Annotated in this window: 17 protein-coding genes; 6 read left to right on the forward strand and 11 right to left on the reverse strand. The window is 63.3% G+C overall.

The window, feature by feature from the left end; all coding sequences use genetic code 11:
• Positions 1-11: 11 nt before the first annotated feature.
• Positions 12-821: a TlpA disulfide reductase family protein gene (locus tag LT40_RS05595; protein ID WP_043187435.1), complete on the reverse strand. Its 810-nt coding sequence runs from the start codon at positions 819-821 to the stop codon at positions 12-14.
• 273 nt (positions 822-1,094) lie between these two features.
• Here LT40_RS05595 and LT40_RS05600 point away from each other — a divergent pair, with 273 nt between their 5' ends.
• Both LT40_RS05600 and LT40_RS05605 read left to right on the forward strand, forming a co-directional pair.
• The gene (locus LT40_RS05600) at positions 1,095-1,778 is read left to right on the forward strand and encodes a response regulator (RefSeq protein WP_043193331.1); all 684 of its coding nucleotides are present in this window, start codon (positions 1,095-1,097) and stop codon (positions 1,776-1,778) included.
• Positions 1,775-3,100 (forward strand): ATP-binding protein, encoded by a 1,326-nt coding sequence (locus LT40_RS05605; protein WP_043187440.1) that lies wholly within the window; start codon positions 1,775-1,777, stop codon positions 3,098-3,100. The genes LT40_RS05600 and LT40_RS05605 overlap by 4 nt, the downstream gene beginning before the upstream one ends.
• 11 nt (positions 3,101-3,111) lie before the next feature.
• Here LT40_RS05605 and LT40_RS05610 read toward each other — a convergent pair whose 3' ends face one another.
• The gene (locus tag LT40_RS05610) at positions 3,112-3,570 is read right to left on the reverse strand and encodes a hypothetical protein (RefSeq protein ID WP_043187442.1); all 459 of its coding nucleotides are present in this window, start codon (positions 3,568-3,570) and stop codon (positions 3,112-3,114) included.
• 146 nt (positions 3,571-3,716) lie between these two features.
• Between LT40_RS05610 and LT40_RS05615 the strand changes: the two genes are divergently transcribed.
• Positions 3,717-4,313 (forward strand): tRNA-uridine aminocarboxypropyltransferase, encoded by a 597-nt coding sequence (locus tag LT40_RS05615; protein ID WP_043187445.1) that lies wholly within the window; start codon positions 3,717-3,719, stop codon positions 4,311-4,313.
• 3 nt (positions 4,314-4,316) lie between these two features.
• On the opposite strand, the gene LT40_RS05620 is transcribed toward LT40_RS05615, so the two are convergent.
• The 9 genes from LT40_RS05620 to arsC form a co-directional block, all read right to left on the reverse strand.
• On the reverse strand, positions 4,317-4,970 hold the full coding sequence (locus tag LT40_RS05620) for an HAD family hydrolase (RefSeq protein WP_043187449.1): 654 nt from the start codon (positions 4,968-4,970) through the stop codon (positions 4,317-4,319).
• A gap of 24 nt (positions 4,971-4,994) precedes the next feature.
• Positions 4,995-5,984 carry an ABC transporter ATP-binding protein gene (locus LT40_RS05625; protein WP_043187454.1) on the reverse strand — a complete coding sequence of 330 codons (990 nt, stop codon included), beginning with the start codon at positions 5,982-5,984 and terminating at the stop codon, positions 4,995-4,997.
• 1 nt (position 5,985) lies between these two features.
• A complete protein-coding gene (locus tag LT40_RS05630; RefSeq protein WP_043187457.1) occupies positions 5,986-6,783 on the reverse strand; it encodes an ABC transporter permease in 798 nt (265 codons plus the stop codon).
• Positions 6,770-7,612, reverse strand: a complete 843-nt coding sequence (locus tag LT40_RS05635; RefSeq protein ID WP_043187461.1) for an ABC transporter permease — start codon at positions 7,610-7,612, stop codon at positions 6,770-6,772. Before LT40_RS05635 ends, LT40_RS05630 begins: the two co-directional genes overlap by 14 nt.
• Before the next feature lie 238 nt (positions 7,613-7,850).
• Entirely contained in the window at positions 7,851-8,915 is a 1,065-nt protein-coding gene (locus tag LT40_RS05640) for an ABC transporter substrate-binding protein (RefSeq protein ID WP_043187464.1), read from the reverse strand.
• 275 nt (positions 8,916-9,190) lie between these two features.
• The gene (locus tag LT40_RS05645) at positions 9,191-9,862 is read right to left on the reverse strand and encodes a DNA-3-methyladenine glycosylase I (RefSeq protein ID WP_043187466.1); all 672 of its coding nucleotides are present in this window, start codon (positions 9,860-9,862) and stop codon (positions 9,191-9,193) included.
• A gap of 13 nt (positions 9,863-9,875) precedes the next feature.
• Entirely contained in the window at positions 9,876-10,616 is a 741-nt protein-coding gene (locus tag LT40_RS05650) for a type I pantothenate kinase (RefSeq protein ID WP_052393257.1), read from the reverse strand.
• Between the two features lie 39 nt (positions 10,617-10,655).
• Positions 10,656-11,261 (reverse strand): NAD(P)H:quinone oxidoreductase, encoded by a 606-nt coding sequence (gene wrbA / locus LT40_RS05655; protein WP_043187468.1) that lies wholly within the window; start codon positions 11,259-11,261, stop codon positions 10,656-10,658.
• Positions 11,258-11,611 carry an arsenate reductase (glutaredoxin) gene (arsC, locus tag LT40_RS05660; protein ID WP_043187469.1) on the reverse strand — a complete coding sequence of 118 codons (354 nt, stop codon included), beginning with the start codon at positions 11,609-11,611 and terminating at the stop codon, positions 11,258-11,260. Before arsC ends, wrbA begins: the two co-directional genes overlap by 4 nt.
• Before the next feature lie 100 nt (positions 11,612-11,711).
• Here arsC and LT40_RS05665 point away from each other — a divergent pair, with 100 nt between their 5' ends.
• From LT40_RS05665 to LT40_RS05675, 3 genes are all read left to right on the forward strand, one after another.
• Positions 11,712-12,197, forward strand: coding sequence for a TlpA disulfide reductase family protein (locus tag LT40_RS05665; RefSeq protein WP_043187472.1), 486 nt, complete (start codon positions 11,712-11,714; stop codon positions 12,195-12,197).
• A gap of 302 nt (positions 12,198-12,499) precedes the next feature.
• Positions 12,500-13,255: a hypothetical protein gene (locus tag LT40_RS05670; RefSeq protein ID WP_052393259.1), complete on the forward strand. Its 756-nt coding sequence runs from the start codon at positions 12,500-12,502 to the stop codon at positions 13,253-13,255.
• Between the two features lie 523 nt (positions 13,256-13,778).
• Positions 13,779-17,570, forward strand: coding sequence for a bifunctional nitrate reductase/sulfite reductase flavoprotein subunit alpha (locus LT40_RS05675; RefSeq protein ID WP_084139720.1), 3,792 nt, complete (start codon positions 13,779-13,781; stop codon positions 17,568-17,570).
• The last annotated feature ends 220 nt before the right edge of the window (positions 17,571-17,790 follow it).

The following is a 17,790-nucleotide window of genomic DNA, read 5'->3' on the forward strand; positions in this document are numbered from 1 at the left end:
GGTGGATTGCCCTACTCGAAGGCTTCCAGTGCATGGTCCAGGCTGGCCTTCGACAACTCGCCCAGATGACTGCCCAGCAGCTTGCCTTCGGCGCTGTAGAACAGCGTGGTCGGCAGCGCGACCGAACCCAATGCGCGGCCTAAATCCCCTTGACTGTCGAATGCCACTTGACCTAGATCCAGCCCCGTCGTTTCGGCAAAGCTGGCAACGATCTGTGCGGTCTCTCCATGGTTGACGAATAGAAAGCGCACCTGCGGATGACGTTTCTGCATGTCCAGCAGCACCGGCATTTCTCGTCTGCAGGGTGGGCACCAGCTCGCCCACAGATTCACCACCAGCGGCTGGCCCTGGTAGCTGCGCAAAGCCACCGGCTCGCCCTTTGCGGTGTGCAGCGTGACCTCGGGCAATTGTGCGTGGCGTTCTTGCAGATACCACTGGCTACCCCCGCTGGCGAGGGCCCAGAAGAGCAGACCGCTGACCAGACTCCAGCCCAGCGTGACGCGTGCCGCTGGGCGCCGCCATGCGTAGATCAACGCCGTCAGGCCGCTGACCGCCAGCCCTGGCCACAGCAGGAAGCCACCGTCGCGGATATCGGGGATCTGCCACGGATCTTCACGGTACTGCGCCCAGTAGCGCAGCACGAAAGCCCCGCGCGCCACCACCAGGCACAGCACGAACAAGCGAAAGACGAGCGCTTCGGGATTACTGCCCAACCCCCTGCGAGCCAGGCGCCAACCCACGACACTGGCCAGGCCCAAGGCCAGCAGTATCAGCAGATGCTGCAGGGAAAGGGCGAAAGGCCCCACGGAAAGGCTGAGCATGGAAACAATTCCCTTTGAGGTGGTGCGAGCGATTATGACCGTGCCAAGGTTAACCAATGGTTAACCAAATCCAAGCCAGGCATTAATCTACTTGGAAATGCGCCACCATTCGTAGGAACGGTCTGTGAACGCGGAGGGTCAACGCGATCCGGGCAGGCGGACTGCGGTGTGTTTTTCGCGGCCGATGACCGCTCCCACGGGGAAGGGGGGCGGGGCATAATGTTGTGTTAATCACGGCCTGCCATGCTGGGCCTTTATTTTTCGAGCGCTTTCATGCACGTATTGCTTTGCGAAGACGATGACCTGATCGCCAGCGGCATCGTTGCCGGGCTCAACGCCCAAGGGCTCAACGTCGATCGGGTGGCCACCGCCTCTGCCGCCCAGGCCATGCTGCGGGCCGCCAGTTTCGATGTGATGGTGCTGGACCTGGGCCTGCCCGACGAAGACGGCATCAAGCTGCTCGATCGGCTGCGCCAGCGTGGCGAGGCCTTGCCGGTACTGGTGCTGACCGCTCGCGACAGCGTCAGCGATCGGGTTGCCGGGTTGCAGGCCGGTGCCGATGATTACCTGCTCAAGCCCTTCGACCTGCGCGAACTGTGTGCGCGCCTGCACACCCTGCAACGCCGAGTGGCCGGCCGGACCCTGAACATGATCGAACACGGCCCTTTGCAACATGACCCCAGCACCCGCCAGACCTGGTTGGCGGGCCAGGCCGTCGACCTGTCCCGCCGCGAGCAAGCGCTGTTGTACGCCCTGCTGCAGAACCGCGGCCGGGTGCTCTCGGGCGAACAGCTCAAGGACAGCGTCTACGGGTTCAGCGACGAAGTGGAAAGCAATGCGCTGAACGTGCACATCCACCATCTGCGGCGCAAGCTGGGCAACGGCATCGTCGAAACCGTCCGCGGCCTGGGCTATCGCCTGGGGCCGGCCCAGGCTGCACCGCAGGAGGCGCCATGAGCCTGCGCCTGCGCTTGAGCCTGATCCTTGGCACGGCCTTCGTGCTGATCTGGGCACTGGCCGCGACCTGGATGTTCCGCGACCTGCGCAGCCAGATGATGTTCTCCCTCGACCAACGCCTGGTGGCCTCGGCGCGCATGGTCGCAGGGCTGGTCGATCGTTTGCCCCAGCCACTGCCTGCCCAAGGCGAGGGCACGCGCTTCAGTGCCGATCAATGGAGCATTCCCGACGGCATTGCCTGCCAGGTCAGCTCGTTGCGTGGCGAAATCCTTGCACGCAGCCACGGCAATAGCGATCAGGTGCTGGACGACCAGCGCACCGGCTTTCACGATCAGGAAATCGACGGCGAGCACTGGCGCAGTTTCACCCTGGCTCGGGACGATGTGCGAATCACCACCGCGGACCGCGAGCTGGAGCGCGAAGCCCTGAACCGTTCGGTATTGCTGGCCGCCTCTGCGCCGGTGCTGATGGCCCTGCTGGGCAGCATCGCGATGCTTTGGCTGGGTATCGGCAAGGGGCTGGCGCCGCTGAACCGGATGTGCGAGGCGCTGCGCAAGCGCGATGTCGACGCTCTCGAACCGCTGGCCTTGAAGTCGCTGCCCCGCGAGCTGCAACCGCTGCTGGAAACCCAGAACCAGTTGTTTCTGCGCATCGGTCGTACCCTTGAGCGAGAACGACAACTGACCGGCGACGCGGCCCATGAACTACGCAGCCCGCTGACCGCGATCAAGACCCACCTGCAAGTGGCTCGCATGACCGCCGGGCTCGCCCATGAGCAGGCCCTGGCCCACGCCGAGGAGGGCGCCGACCGGCTGCAGCGCACGCTGGAGCAGTTGCTCTTGTTGGCGCGAGTCGAAGGCAGTCTGTCGTTCGACGACGGCGCGCCGTGCAGCGCCGAACACGTGGCTCGACTGGCCATCGGCGACGCGCGCCCGGAAGACCGTTGGCGGGTCGAGCTGCACATGCCACCACGGCTGCCGTCGATCGCACTGGGCATGCCCTCGACCCTGGCGGTGCAGGCGCTGCGCAATCTGATCGACAATGCCCTGCGGCACAGCCCCGACCAGGCGCCCGTATGGCTGACGCTGGCCACCGAGCCGGGTTGGGTGTGCTTCACGGTGCGTGACTTCGGCCCCGGCATCGGTGCCGACGACCTGCAACACCTGACCCAGCGCTTCTGGCGCAGCCGCGCCAGCACCGGCTGCGGCCTGGGGTTGGCTATCGTTCAGGCGATCGCTCAACGTTGCGGCTGTACCTTGCACTTCGACAGCAGCGACGACGGCTTGCGCGTCAGTTTCAAGGTCCCCTTCCGGCCTGCATGAGTAACGGCGGTTCAGCGTGCCGACAGCGCGCTGGCCAGTTGCTGCGGGTCACTGAAGGTCTTGATGTCCACCACCACGCCATCCTTGAGTTCCAGCCACTGCACGGTTTCGCGGTCGCCGTTGTAACGCGGCGCCACGCGGCCTTCCTCGTCCAGGAGGATGCGGTAGTTGAGTTTCTTCATGCCGGGGATGGCAATCCACTTGGCCACCGAAGGCATGCGCTCGATGTCGGCAATGTAGGCGGCATGGCGCGACTCGAGAAAGTCCTTGGGCCGCTTCTCCATGGCCGTGCCCATCAACTGGGCGGCGTCCATGCTGCGCGCGACGATGATCAACTGGGTCTCGTCGCTGAGCGAGTAGGGTTGTTCGAACTGGTCGAGCAGGGTCCAGGGGCCCAGGCGCTCGCCGATTTCCGTAGCCTGGGCGGTAAGGGACAGCAAGCTGAGAAGTAATGCGCAGCAGTATTTCATTGCGGCAGGGTCCTGGGACAGTGGGGCTCACATTAGAGCGGATCGGCCACGTGGGTTCAAAGGTTTAGCGGGGTAGTGCGCGACTTTTTCAATAGCGTTGACCTAACCCAGGTATTGCGCGACGTGGCGTCATGGCACAATTGCGCATGTCCAGACCTCAATGCCCTCGTTGCCAACGTCCCCAGGCCCAGTGCCTATGCGCCCTGATCCCGAGCCTGCCCAGCCAGACGCGGGTGCTGATCCTGCAGCACCCCAGCGAGGTGAATCACGCGCTGAATACGGCGCGCCTGGCCGCGCTGGGCTTGCAGAATTGCGACATCAGGATCGGTGAGGTCTTCGCAGACCTTGCCCAGTGGCTGGCGCTGCCGGGATATCGGCCCTGCCTGCTGTTTCCCGGCGAGCTCAGTGAAGGATTGAGCGCCTATTCGCCAGGTGCTCAGCCCAGATTGCTGGTGGTACCCGACGGCACGTGGCGCAAGGCGCGCAAGCTGCTGCACATGAACCCGTTGCTGGCCCGCTTGCCCAGGGTCCAGCTGACGGATGCCCCGCCGTCGCGCTATCGTCTGCGCAAGGCCCCCGGTCCGGACGCGTTGTCGACCCTTGAGGCCATTACCCAGGCGCTGGAGGTGCTGGAATCACCGGCCTCGTTCCAGGCGCTGCTGAAGCCGTTCGACACACTCATTGACGGGCAGATCGCTGCCATGGGCGAGGACGTTTACCAGCGCAACCATCGACGCCCGTGATCATCAGCGCCAGTGATGAATCGGCCATCCGGCCTTTTCGGCATGCTCGCGCAGCACGGGGTCGGGATTGACCACATGGGGGAACGCCACTTCCAACAACAGCGGCAGGTCGTTGCGTGAGTCCGAATAGAAGCTGGCGCCTTCCAGCGTTTCGCCCTCGTCGTGCATCCATTCGCGCAGGCGCGTGATCTTGCCCTCGCGGTAGGTCAATACACCGACCGTGCTGCCGCTGAACGTGCCGTGCTTGAGTTCCAGTTCGATCGCCAGTACATCGTCGACGCCCAGGCGCTCGGCGATGGGCTGGACCAGATGCACGCCCGAGGCGGAAATGATCAGGATGCGGTCACCAGCTGCTCGGTGTGCCGCGATGGTGCGGGTAGCGTCGCTGAAAATGATCGGCTCGATGAAGTCCTCGACCCACGGCCCGACCAGGTGTTCGACCTCCTCGGGCGTGCGCCCGAGCATCGGCTCCAGGCTGAACGCCATGTAGTCTTCCATGGCCAGCCGACCCTCGCTGTAGGCCTGCATCAACTCGTGGTCGCGTTGCATGAAAGACTCGGGGTCGACCCAGCCCAGACGGCCCATCTGCTCGCTCCAGAGTGAAGAGCAGTCGCCGTGGATCAGGGTTTCGTCGAGATCGAAAATCGCTAGAGCCATGTGAAACCTCCCTTGGAAAGCTGATCAGGCTACCGCACAAAGTGCGTCCGGCCCAATCGTCAGGGAAACACGCTGGCCGTCGGGCAGCAGGTCGGCGGCAGCGCGGTTGAGCACGTCCACCACCAGCAGTACGCCATGGGCCTGCACCCGGTAGCGGATCACGTTGCCCAGCAGGCTGTGGCTGCGGATCTCGCCGTCCAGGGCGCCGCTTGCACCCAGCTCGATGGCCTCCGGACGAATCGCCACGCGGGTATGGATCGGTCGCTGCAACAGGGCACTGGCCTGGGCGGCATCGAGCAGGTTGTAGTTGCCGATGAAACCGGCGGCGAAGGCGTCGGCCGGCGCCGTGTACAGGCTTTGCGCGTCGCCGCTCTGGACGATGCGGCCCTTGTTCATCAGGAAGATGCGGTCGCTCATGGTCAGCGCCTCTTCCTGGTCGTGGGTGACGAAGATCGTGGTCAGGCCGAGCTCGCGCTGGATCTGCCGGATCTGTTCGCGCAAGTGCTTGCGAATGCGCGCATCCAGCGCCGACAGCGGCTCGTCGAGCAGCAGCAGGCGCGGGCGGGTGACCAGCGAGCGGGCCAGCGCTACCCGCTGGCACTGGCCGCCCGAGAGTTGATGCGGATACCGTTTGGCGAACTCGCCCAGTTCCACCAGCGCCAGCACCTCGGCCACGCGCCGGGTGCTTTCGGCGCCCTTGACCTTCTGCATGCGCAAGCCGAACGCGACGTTCTGCTCCACGTTCATGTTGGGAAACAGGGCGTAGCTCTGAAAGACCATGCCAATGTCGCGCTTCTGCGGACCGAACGGGGCGAGGTCCTGGCCATCGAGCAGGATGCGCCCGGCGTTGATCGGGGTCAGCCCGGCGATCGCGCGCAGCAGGGTCGACTTGCCGCAACCGGACGGCCCGAGCAGGGTGATGAATTCGCCCCGTTCGATAGTGAAACCGATATCGCTGAAGACTTCGGTGTTGCCGTAGCGCTTATCCAGTCTTTCGACGCTGACGAAGCTCATATCAGTCTTTGTCCTTGTTCAAGCGGTTCGCACCCCAGGTGAGCAGCAACACGAAGAAGAAATAGGAAATCACCAAGGCGCTGTTGAAGTGGCCGCTGCTGTTGCGCATGTTGTTCAGGTACACCTGCAGGGTTTCATAGCGAGTGCCGACCAACAGGTTGGCGAACACGAACTCGCCGAACAGGAACGAGAACGACAGCAGCAGGGCAATCATCAGGCCCTTGCGCAGGTTGGGCAGCACCACCAGGAACGCTGCCTGGAAGGTGCTGGCGCCCAGCAGTTGCGCCGCGTCCATCAGATCGCGCAGGTTGATCGCCTGCAGGTTGTTGGTAATGGCTCGGTACATGAAGGGCAGGGCCACGGTGAAGTAGCAGCCGATCAGGATCCACGGCGTGCCGACCATGGCCAGCGGGCCGGAGCCGTACAGGTTCAACAGGCCCACCGAGGAGACCACCGGCGGCACGGCGAAGGGCAGCAGGATGAGGATGTTCATCAGCGCGTCCAGCCTGGGGAAGTGGTAGTGCACGACGAACAGCAGCGGCAGGATCAGCAGCACTGAGAGCACCAGGGCGCCGACGCAGACCACCAGCGACTGGGCGAAGGCCTGGAGGAAGCGCGGGTCGCCCCACAGTTGCAGGTACCACTTGAAGGTCAGACCGCTGGGCAGGATCGAGGCCGACCAGCTGGTGGCGAACGAATACAGCAGGGTGCCGGCCAACGGCAGCAGCAGAATCAGAAACAGCAGCCACACCACGACTCTGTGGTAGAGGCTGGGGACGTTGTGTTCAGCGCGCGACATGGTAGCTCCTGCGCAACAGCCATTGATGGGCCAGGGTGACCAGGGTCATCAGGCCCACCAGAATCATCGCCAGGGCACTGGCCAGGTTGGGGTCCAGGCTGATGTCGCCGGCCACCATGGCGGCGATGCGGATCGGCAGCACGTTGAAATTGCCCGTTGTCAGCGCGTACACCGTGGCATACGCGCCCAAGGCATTGGCCAGCAGGATGACGAAGGTGCCCAGCAGCGCCGGGGTCAGCACCGGCAAGCCGATGTAACGCCAGTAGGCCCAGCCGTTGGCGCCGAGCAGGGCGGCGGACTCGCGCCAGTCTTCGCGCAGGGCGTCGAAGGCGGGGTAGAGCAGCAGGACGCCCAGCGGAATCTGAAAATAGGTGTAGGTGATAATCAGGCCGGTCTTGGAGTAGAGGTTGAAATCGTCGATCAGGCCGCTTTGCTTGAGCGCCAGGGTGATGGCGCCGTTGAAACCCAGCAGGATGATGAAAGCGAAGGCCAGCGGCACGCCGGAAAAATTGCTGGTCATGTTGGCAAAGGCGCTGACGAAATCCCGCAGCCGGGAGTCGACCCGACGCAGGGAGTAGGCGCCGATGACGGCGATGACGATGCCGAACAGGCTCGACCAGAAGCTGATTTCCAGGCTGAACTGGATGGCCTGGCGATAGAAACGCGAGTTGAAAGCCTTGCTGAAGTTGTCCAGGCTCCAGCCGGCGTCGGTTTGCACGCTGTGGATGGCCACCCAGGCGAGGGGGGCGAGCTGGAAGACGATGAAGAACAGGGCGAAGGGCGCCAGCAGGAGCAGGGCCAGGGTTCTGCCGCGGGTGAGGGTGATCACTGCTGGAGGGCTCCGGGATTTCGGGGTGCAGGGAAAATGGGTGTTGACTCATTCGCGGCCGATGACCACTCCCACGGTGAGGCGGTGTCAGGGTGGGAGCGGAGGGTTGCCTTGAAACATCACTGCGGTGTATCAGGTTTACTGCGGTGAATGCTTCGCGGCCGATGACCGCTCCTACAGCGGTCAGGGTGGGAGCGGTCAGTGGCCGCGAAAGCAGCGACGCGGTGATTGGCCGCAATCACTGCATCTCGAAGATCACCTGCTCCTGCCATTGCTGGGGCAGGGCTTTGGAGCTGGCTTCCCAGACATCCGGGTTCTTGATCGGGGTGACGTTGCGGTACTGCTCGGCGGGCAGCAGCTTGGCCGCGACGTCATCCGGCAGCTTGATGTGGTCGGCACGGATCGGCCGAGCGTAGCCGCGCGCCAGGTTAATCTGCCCGGCATCGCTGAGGATGTACTCACGCGCCAGCTTGGCCGCGTTCGGGTGCTTGGCGTACTTGTTGATGATGGTGGTGTAGCCGGAGATCACCGAGCCGTCCGAGGGGATCAGTACATCGAAGCGTTTCGGATCGATCTGGTCGCGGTAGCTCAGGCCATTGAAGTCCCACACCACACCCACTTCGATCTCGCCTTTTTCCAGGGTCTGAATGGTCGGGTTGGCCAGCGACAAGCGTTTCTGCTGGGCCAGCTCGGTGAACAGTTGCAGGCCAGGGGCCAGGTTGCTCTCGTCGCCCTTGAAGGCGATGGCCGCCGCAAGTACGCCGTTGGCGGCCTGGGCCGCCGTGCTGACGTCGCCGATCGCCACCTTGTACTTGCCGTTCTTCAGGTCGGCCCAGCTTTTGGGGGCGTCTTCGGCCTTGACCAGTTGCTTGTTGATGATGAAGGCAATGGTGCCGGTGTAGGCCAGCATCCAGTGGCCATCGGCATCCTTGGCCCAGTCGGGGATCTGCGCCCAGGTGGAAGGCTTGTACGGCTGGGTCACGACCTGTTTGGTGGCAATGGGGCCGAACGCTGCACCGACATCGCCGATATCGGCACTGGCGTTGTCTTTCTCGGCGGCGAACTTAGCCACTTCCTGGGCCGAGCTCATGTCGGTGTCCATGTGCTTGAGGCCGTACTTGTTGGCCAGGTCGTCCCAGGTGCCTTTCCAGTTGGCCCAGGCATCGGGCATGCCGACGCTGTTGACCATGCCTTCGGTCTTGGCCGCGGCTTCCAGGGTGGGTAGATCGGTATCCGCGGCCGAGGCCAGGTTGCACAACGCGATGCTCGAACCTAACAGTGTGGCCAGGAAAAGCTTTTTCATCCGGTGCTCCTATGGGCGCCTATCGAAACGAGGGGACTGTCGACGATTGGATTGATCAGGATCAGCAATACCCGAGCCAACGTAGGGGACGCGCATGACATTTTGACGTCGAGCGCGCAGCCACAGGCATGCTCAGGGCAGTCGCGCCCCTGGAAACCAAGCGTAGACGAGATTTTCCGTTTCGATCGGTGCGGCGCGAGGATAGTTGCAAGCAGGGATGTACAAAGCGATAGCCGGGCAGGGCCGCCAAGCGGGCCCCGCGAGGCGCAGGGGGATCAGTGGTTCACGGTGAAGGCCAGCATCGCCGACAGCTGGCACATCGGCCGGCCGCTTTCGGCGTGCCACTGGTTGAACGCGGCCTGCACGGCCGCCTGGTCGCGCTTGGAACTGGGCACCTTGTCGACGATCTCCTGGGCGTTCAGTGCGGCCACCACGTCCCAGCTGGGAATGAAGGTGTCCTTGCCGATCATGCGCAGGAAGCGTGGCGCCGACAGCCCGCCCATCTGGTTGCCGTGCTTGGCGATGTACTGCCACAGCCCGGTGATGTCTTCCACCGGCCAGTCGGCGATGAAGTCACCGAAACTGCCGTGCTCCATGGCCACGTCGAGAATCATCTGGGCATTACGCGGGACGCTCTTGAGCTTGCCGAAATGACGAATGATGCGGGTGTCCTGCATCAGCCGTTCCAGGCGCTCGGCGCCCATGAGCACGATCTTCTCCGGATCGAAGCCGAAGAACACTTCTTCGAAGGCAGGCCACTTCGAGTCAACCAGGCTGTGCTTCAAACCCGCGCGGAAGACCCGCAGGGCCATGGTCGACAGGTAGCGGTCGGCGCTGATCTTGCGCAGCTGCGCCGGGGACTTGGCCGTGGGCAGACGCGCCTCGAGCGCTTTCTGCGAGCCGAAGCGATTAAGGCAGTATTCGTTCAGCCACTTGTAGTCTTGCATGGAGCCGGTGTCCTCAACTGCTGGATGAATGCACGGGCAGGTCGCCTTCGCGCAGCCAGACCTCGTCGATGCGGTGGTCCGGTGCCTTGTGCAGAACCATCTGCGCCCGATCGCGGGTCACCAGGATGTTTTCCGTGAGGTTCTTCAGGTTGACCTCTTCCCACAAATAGTCGGCGCGCGCCTGTGCAGCGTCGCCCGATAGAGTGGTCAGGCTCATGAAGCGTTCCATGTACCAGTGACGAATGTCGGCGGTAGGGGCATCCAGGTAGATGGAGAAGTCGTGGGCATGGTCCAGCTGGAGGATGTTCAGCCCCTCCAGAATGAGGATGTCCGGCTGGTCGATCAGGTGCGAGTGCGTGTCGATGTCCTTGATCGCCTGGGAATAGACCGGCACCTGCAAATCACGGACGCCCTGCCTGAGATCGTGCAGGAACGCCTTCAGGTCGTCGGTGCGGTAGCTTTCCGGGAAGCCCTTGCGCGGCATCAGCTGACGCTCTTCCAGGATCCGGTTGGGATACAGGAAGCCATCGGTGCTGACCACCTCGACCCGCGGTGCTTCCGGCCAGCCCTCGAACCGTTCCTTGAGCAGCGTGGACAGGGTGCTCTTGCCCACGGCGACGCTGCCGGCGATGGCCACCACGAAGGTGTGCCGATGGCCTTGATAGTGCTCGCGGATGTGTTCGCTGATCCAGGCCAGCGGCGACTCGTCGCCGAACGCCATGGCGGGGTACTTGGTGTAGGCGTGGATGCTCAAGCGTGGCCCGCCATCGTGCGATGCAACCTGCGATTCGACTTAGCCACGCGGTGTGCTCAACAGCTGTGCGGTCTGGCCCAGGCGCTTGCCCAGTGCCCGGCAAAGGGTCTTTTCGTGCTCGTCGAGCGCGCGCTTGCCATCGGCGCCGGCGTGGTGGCTGGCGCCGTAGGGGGTGCCGCCGCCCTGGGTTTCCACCAGGGCCGACTCGCTGTAGGGCAGCCCGGTGATGAGCATGCCGTGGTGCAGCAGGGGCAGCAGCATCGACAGCAGGGTGGTTTCCTGGCCGCCGTGCAGGCTGGCGGTGGAGGTGAACACACCGGCCGGCTTGCCGACCAGGTCGCCGCTGAGCCACAGGCTGCTGGTGCCGTCGAGGAAGTACTTGAGCGGTGCGGCCATGTTGCCGAAGCGCGTAGGGCTGCCCAGCGCCAGGCCAGCACAATTCTTCAGGTCATCAAGGCTGGCGTAGACCGCGCCCTGCTCGGGGATCGAGGGTGCCACGGCTTCGCATTCGGTCGAGACCGCCGGCACGCAGCGCAGACGTGCTTCCAGGCCGCTGGCTTCGACGCCGCGGGCAATCTGCCGCGCCATCTCGGCGGTGGCGCCGTGGCGGCTGTAATAAAGCACCAGGATGTAGGCTGTGTTCACGCAAGAATCTCCAGTACGTTTTCCGGTGGCCGGCCGATGACCGCGCGTTCGCCATTGACCAGAATCGGACGCTCGATCAGTTTCGGATGCTGGGCCATGGCTTGCACCAGGGCTTCTTCGCCCAGGGTGGCGTCGGCCAGGTCCAGGGTTTTGTATTCCTCTTCACCGGTGCGCAACAGCGCCCGGGCACTGATGCCCAGCTTGCCCAGCAGCGCTTGCAGGGTGGCCGCATCGGGCGGCGTTTCCAGGTAGCGCACGATGACGGGCTCGAGCCCACGGGCTTGCAGAAGCTCCAGCGCCGCGCGGGATTTGGAGCAGCGCGGATTATGGTAAAGGGTCAGTTGGGTCATGGGAAAAGTCGCCTCCGGCATCCAGTGGCGGGTATTCTAACCACGTGGCGGTATTCGGTCGCCTTTTTCGCATGGCCGCAGGAATAAGGAAGGGTTAAGCATGAGATGGCGTATCAAGGCCAACCTCGCCCAGTTGGCGGGCCTGCTGCTGGCAGCGGCGTTGCTGGGCGGTTGCGGGGCCGACTACGGGCCCGATCAGCATGGCAACCCGGTATCCGCCAAGACCCTGGACAAGCAGTGGCTGGTGGTCAACTACTGGGCGGTCTGGTGCGGGCCATGCCGTCGCGAGATTCCCGAACTCAACGCATTGTCGCAGAGCCTGCAAGGGCAGGGCGTCAGCGTCGTCGGTGTCAACTTCGACAACCTGCAAGGGGATGAACTGAAGGCGGCCGCCAGCACCCTGGGGATTGATTTCACCGTACTCGCCCAAGACCCGGCCCCCCGCTTCGACTTGCCCCGCAGCCAGGCCTTGCCGGTCACCTTCATCATCGATGCCCAAGGCAAGCTTCGCGATCAACTGATGGGTGAGCAGACCGCCGCAGGCATCGAGGCGCGCCTGGCGACATTGCAGGGCGGCGAACGGTGAGCAGTCGTAGCAGGGCCTGGCGCGCGGCAATCCTTGTACGCGACCAGGCTCGGACGCGGTGTTACGCAGTTTGTAACTGAATTGACGTTGGTCATCAGCTCCGGTTCGGATGGCCTCGGTGCTAGCATTACCGATGGCCTCGCGAAAGTGCGAGACTGATCGTGAGGATCAAGCAGGCCTCATGAGGATACTTGGATCAAGGATGATTATCTTGAGTGACAATACTATAGAGGCAATTTATGAGAAAATGTATGTCTATGAGGAAGAAATAAAAAAACAGCATTTCCATCAAGACTCAGTTGATGTTCACCGCGATGTTTGCACTTTTGTCCGTTGCTGCCTATTTAGCCAGGTTTCTGGATTTTACTGAAAAACCCACGATAGCTTGCATTATTGCTTTTCTTGTATTTGGAGTGATTGCAATCGCTGCGGTTTCGGTTGATTTCAATTGCCGGGCTTTCAGTGGCTCTGAATTCAATAGAATGCCCTATGCCTCGGAAGTTAAGAAATACCATGACGATCAGTTAAGCTATAATGGCGAACTCACGGAGTACAATCGTCAAGTAAAACCGGCGGAACAGCTGAAATGGGTCGACCCGGTGCATGAAACGCGGGCGTATATATCTGAAACCTATGTGCAGTGTGCAACCCATAATGCGTTGGTCAATGAACAGCGTTCCCGATGGGTCTTCAAAGCAGTGGCCACTTTTTTGATTGCCTGCATACCGCTTATGTCGGCGAGCTTCTTGTTTGTGGTTTTTGATATGGATACATCCTCACCCAGAAAAAGTATCTCAGTCAGAGACAGTTATGTGGGGAATGAGATCGCGTCTTTGAAAGATAAGCTATTGATGACCTCCGCTAATGCGCAGATGGCAGATTTGGAAAAAAGGACTATGATTCTGGAGGGTGTCCTTTTGGCAAAGAGGTCGGAAAACTTGAGCGAATCCAAAAAAACCGCGAGTGAGCAAGCACCGAAGCCCACGGCTCCGGTCAAACCTGCGGCGCCTCCTCGCCGAATGACATTGGACGAAGCCCCTGCTGGAGAGAAAAAATGAAACCGGAAAGCGAGCAGTCCAAACCGACCAGCCATATAAAGCCCGTTCCGCCACAGAAGCCGTCCGTGCCGGTAGTACGACGAGTGGTCAATGAAAAGGTGATCAACCGGCGTGACGTCGCGTTAGGTCGCTGAAAGGGCGTTTGAAACCCAATGGTAGTTGCCTGGTTCACTCAGTCATCGCCCACTATTAATAGAGGGGTCATAAGCCGGAGCGCGGCTATACGGCCATGCACCCGTTTCGATCCATCGCAGACTCCACCAGGCCGCTGCGCACGCAAGGTGCGTGGCGAGCACAAACGGTGCACCGGCGCTGGCAACTGTCTGATCGACCCACGCTGCTCTCCCATGGTTCCGGCAACTCCCACGCCTCCCTGGCGTTGGCGCAGGTATTGCAAGTACACGCCTACATAACGCAATCGATGCCGATTGCCCCCCACGACGACGGTGCCGTGCTGCCCGCTCTGATGAGCGAAGGGAGCCGGCGCCGTTTTTCGTTTTGTAGCCAGCAGCGAGGAGGGCCGATGACCCGCACTTCAGTCCGTAGCGTGTGCCCCTACTGCGGCGTTGGCTGCGGGATCGTCATGACCGTCGAGAACGATCGCGTGGTCAAGGTCAGCGGCGACAAGCAGCACCCGGCCAACGCCGGGCGCCTGTGCACAAAGGGCAGTACCTGTGCCCAGCCCCTGAGCGATCCTGGCCGTATGCAACAGGCCTACCTGCGCGAGGGCCGCAACCACGAGCCCGTACAGTCGAGCATGGACGCTGCCATCGTCGCCGCCGGCAGCCGCTTGCGGCAGATCCTCGATGAGCATGGCCCGGATGCACTGGCCTTCTACGTCTCCGGGCAGATGTCGCTGGAAGCCCAGTACCTGATCAACAAGCTCGCCAAGGGTTACGTGCGCACGCGGCACATCGAGTCCAACTCGCGGCTGTGCATGGCCAGCGCCGGCAGTGGCTACAAGCTGTCGTTGGGCGCCGACGGCCCACCCGGTTCGTACGATGATTTCGAGCAGGCCGAGGTGTTTCTGGTGATCGGCGCCAACATGGCCGACTGTCATCCGATCCTGTTCCTGCGCCTGCTCGATCGCCTCAAGGCAGGTGCTCGGTTGATCGTGGTCGACCCGCGGCGCAACGCCACCGCCGACAAGGCCGACCTGTTTCTGCAGATCAAACCCGGCACCGACCTGGCGCTGCTCAACGGCCTGCTGCACCTGCTGCATGCGAACGGCGCAACCGACGCCGCGTTCATCGCCGCGCACACCGAGGGTTGGGAGGAGCTGCCAGCGTTTCTGGCCGACTACACCCCGGCTCGCGTGGCAGAAATCACCGGCCTCGAGGAATACGCCATTTGCCAGGCCGCGCAGTGGCTCGGCGGCGCCGCGAACTGGATGAGCTGCTGGACCATGGGGCTCAACCAGAGCATCCAGGGCACCTGGAACACCAATGCGCTGTGCAACCTGCACCTGGCCACCGGTGCCATCTGCCGTCCAGGCAGCGGGCCGTTTTCCCTGACCGGCCAGCCCAATGCGATGGGTGGGCGTGAAATGGGCTACATGGGTCCTGGCCTGCCCGGCCAGCGCTCGCTACTGGTGGCGGCCGATCGCGCCCATGTCGAAGCCCTGTGGGGCATTGCTCCTGGCAGCCTGCGTGAAGACGGCAACGCCGGCACCGTCGACCTGTTCCGGCAGATGGGCGAGGGCGCGATCAAGGCCTGCTGGATCATCTGCACCAACCCCGTGGCCAGCGTTGCCAACCGCCAGCAGGTGATCGATGGCCTGCATGCGGCCGAACTGGTCATCACTCAGGACGCCTTTCTCGATACCGAAACCAACCGTTACGCCGACGTGCTGCTGCCTGCCGCGCTGTGGGCCGAGGGCGAAGGCGTGATGATCAACTCCGAGCGCAATATGACCTTGATGCCCAAGGCCGTAAATGCGCCGGGGCAGGCCTTGCCGGACTGGCAGATCATCGCTCGGGTGGCCTGCGCCATGGGCTTTCCCGAGGGCTTCGACTACACCAGCGCCGAGCAGGTCTATCAAGAGCTGCAACGCTTCGACAACCCCCAGAGTGGCTACGACCTCCGCGGCGCTGGCTACGCGCAATTGCGCGAGCAGCCGCGCCAGTGGCCGGCGGCGCCTGGGCAGCACGCTGCGCGCAGCCCGATTCGCTACCTGACCGCCGACGGGCCGCGCTTTCCCACGCCCAGCGGCCGCGCACGGTTTTTCGCCCGTCCACACCTGCCGCCTGCGGACCTGCCCGACGCAGAATTCGCCATGGTGCTCAACACTGGTCGCCTGCAGCATCAGTGGCACACGCTGACCAAGACCGGCAAGGTCGCCACCTTGAATCGGCTCGACCCCGGCCCCTTCGTGGAGCTTCACCCCGACGACGCCGAGCGCCTGGGCATCGGCGAGGCCGATCAGGTTCAGATCCGTTCGCGGCGCGGCCGGGCGGTATTGCCAGCACGCATCAGCAGCCGGGTGCGGCCGGGCAATTGCTTCGCGCCGTTTCACTGGAACGACGTGTACGGCAGCGACCTGGCCATCAATGCCGTGACCAGCGATGCCACCGACCCGCTGTCGCACCAGCCGGCGTTCAAGTTCGCCGCCGTGGCGCTGCAACGCGTCGGCTCGCCGAAAATCGCCCTGCAGAACCTCGACCTCGAGGTGCCCGATGCGCTTGCACAGGTTGACCCGCAGACGGCAATCCAGGTGCTCTGGGCTTCGCAGACCGGCACCGCGCAAGCCATCGCCGAACGCTGCGCACACACCTTGCGCGAGCGTGGTGCGTCGGTGGAGCTGCGCGGCATGGACGAGGTCACGTCCGCCCAATTATTGGCTGCGCGTAGCGTGCTGCTGGTGACCAGTACCTTCGGCGATGGCGACGCACCGGACAATGCCGCGTGTCTGTGGGCGCAATTGCAGGCCGAACGGATCGAGCCTTGCCCGGACCTGCGCTATGGCGTACTGGCATTGGGCGATTCCAGTTACGGACAGTTCTGCGGCTTTGCCCGCAAGCTGGACCAACGCCTGAACCAGCTGGGCGGGATGCGTCTGCTCGAACGGGTCGAGTGCGAACCCGATGATCAAGCGTTGGCCGAGCACTGGATGCAGGCAGTGGGCCTGCTGCTCGCCGGCCCATCCACTGCCCCGATGACAGCGCCCATGACAGCGGCGATAACGCCCGACCCGCCCCTGTATACGCGCAAACGACCGTGGCTGGCGCGGGTGCTGCACAATCAGGTGCTCAACGCTGCCGGTACCGAGAAGGAAGTACGCCACGTGGTGTTCGACCTCAAGGACAGCGGCCTGGTGTATGAAGCCGGCGATGCCCTTGGGGTGTGGCCAAGCAACTGCATGAGCCTGGTCGAAGAGCTGCTCGCCTGCCTGGGTCTGGACAGCAGCGAGCGGGTGCTGCTCAAGGACCAGGGCGAGCAGCCGCTGGCAGTGGCGTTGCACAAGTACCTCGACATTACCCGGATCACCCCGCAGTGGCTGGCATTCCTGGCCGAGCGCTGCGCCGATCCGCTGCTGGCCTCGCTGCTCGAAGCGGACAATGCCAGCCAGCTGCAGCAGTGGTTGTGGGGCAAGCAACTGATCGATCTGCTCGAGGCGTTCCCCATTACCCTGACCACGCAGGAATTGCTCGGCCTGCTCAAGCCGCTGCAGCCGCGGTTGTATTCCATCAGTTCCAGCGCCCGCACCGATCCGCAGCAGGTGCACATCACCTTGTCGACGGTACGCTACCGTTGCAACGAGCGCTTGCGCAGCGGGGTCTGCTCAGGCTTTCTTGCCGACCGCTCGGCGGCGGCGCTGGTGCCGATCTTCGTGCACAAGGCCACCCAGTTCCGCGTACCCCGCCAAGCCGATACACCGATGATCATGGTCGGACCGGGTACCGGCATCGCGCCGTTTCGCGCCTTCCTTCACGAGCGCCAGGCACTGGGGCACGGCGGCCGCAATTGGCTGCTGTTCGGCGAGCAGCGCGAACACAGCGACTTCTACTACCGCGACGAGCTGCACGCCTGGCTGCGCAGTGGGCATCTGCATCGGCTGGACACGGCGTTCTCCCGGGATCAGGCGGAGAAAGTCTACGTCCAGGACAGGCTGCGCCAGCAGGGTGCCCAGGTCTGGTTGTGGTTGCAGCAAGGGGGGCACTTCTATGTGTGCGGCGATGCCAGCCGCATGGCCAAGGATGTCGACGCTGTGCTGCGCGACGTGGTGGCGGAACACGGTGCCATGAGCACGCTGGAGGCCGAGGCCTATCTGGCGCAGTTGAGCCGGGACAAGCGTTATGTGCGGGATGTGTACTGAAAGGGTGCGGTGTGCACTGGGGTGGGGCTTTTTATCAGGGAGGGCCTCTTCGCGGGCAGAGGGCTCGCCGCCCGCCCCGCTCCCACAATGGTCCGGCGAACGCATAGCAATGTGGGAGCGGGCTCTGCCCGCGAAGAGGCCCCAACTGACACCCCACCCAACAAACCCTGGCACGCAACCTGCTTCCACCCAGACACGTCCCCGGTGCTCAACGACGATC

The organism is Pseudomonas rhizosphaerae (genome assembly GCF_000761155.1).
Lineage (GTDB): Bacteria > Pseudomonadota > Gammaproteobacteria > Pseudomonadales > Pseudomonadaceae > Aquipseudomonas > Aquipseudomonas rhizosphaerae.

Excerpts from the sequence above, each read along its gene's own strand:
- LT40_RS05595 (WP_043187435.1), bottom strand. The coding sequence starts at position 821 with ATGCTCAGCCTTTCCGTGGGGCCTTTCGCCCTTTCCCTGCAGCATCTG.
- LT40_RS05600 (WP_043193331.1), top strand. The coding sequence starts at position 1,095 with ATGCACGTATTGCTTTGCGAAGACGATGACCTGATCGCCAGCGGCATC.
- LT40_RS05605 (WP_043187440.1), top strand. The coding sequence starts at position 1,775 with ATGAGCCTGCGCCTGCGCTTGAGCCTGATCCTTGGCACGGCCTTCGTG.
- LT40_RS05610 (WP_043187442.1), bottom strand. The coding sequence starts at position 3,570 with ATGAAATACTGCTGCGCATTACTTCTCAGCTTGCTGTCCCTTACCGCC.
- LT40_RS05615 (WP_043187445.1), top strand. The coding sequence starts at position 3,717 with ATGTCCAGACCTCAATGCCCTCGTTGCCAACGTCCCCAGGCCCAGTGC.
- LT40_RS05620 (WP_043187449.1), bottom strand. The coding sequence starts at position 4,970 with ATGGCTCTAGCGATTTTCGATCTCGACGAAACCCTGATCCACGGCGAC.
- LT40_RS05625 (WP_043187454.1), bottom strand. The coding sequence starts at position 5,984 with ATGAGCTTCGTCAGCGTCGAAAGACTGGATAAGCGCTACGGCAACACC.
- LT40_RS05630 (WP_043187457.1), bottom strand. The coding sequence starts at position 6,783 with ATGTCGCGCGCTGAACACAACGTCCCCAGCCTCTACCACAGAGTCGTG.
- LT40_RS05640 (WP_043187464.1), bottom strand. The coding sequence starts at position 8,915 with ATGAAAAAGCTTTTCCTGGCCACACTGTTAGGTTCGAGCATCGCGTTG.
- LT40_RS05645 (WP_043187466.1), bottom strand. The coding sequence starts at position 9,862 with ATGCAAGACTACAAGTGGCTGAACGAATACTGCCTTAATCGCTTCGGC.
- arsC (WP_043187469.1), bottom strand. The coding sequence starts at position 11,611 with ATGACCCAACTGACCCTTTACCATAATCCGCGCTGCTCCAAATCCCGC.
- LT40_RS05665 (WP_043187472.1), top strand. The coding sequence starts at position 11,712 with ATGAGATGGCGTATCAAGGCCAACCTCGCCCAGTTGGCGGGCCTGCTG.
- LT40_RS05670 (WP_052393259.1), top strand. The coding sequence starts at position 12,500 with ATGTTCACCGCGATGTTTGCACTTTTGTCCGTTGCTGCCTATTTAGCC.
- LT40_RS05675 (WP_084139720.1), top strand. The coding sequence starts at position 13,779 with ATGACCCGCACTTCAGTCCGTAGCGTGTGCCCCTACTGCGGCGTTGGC.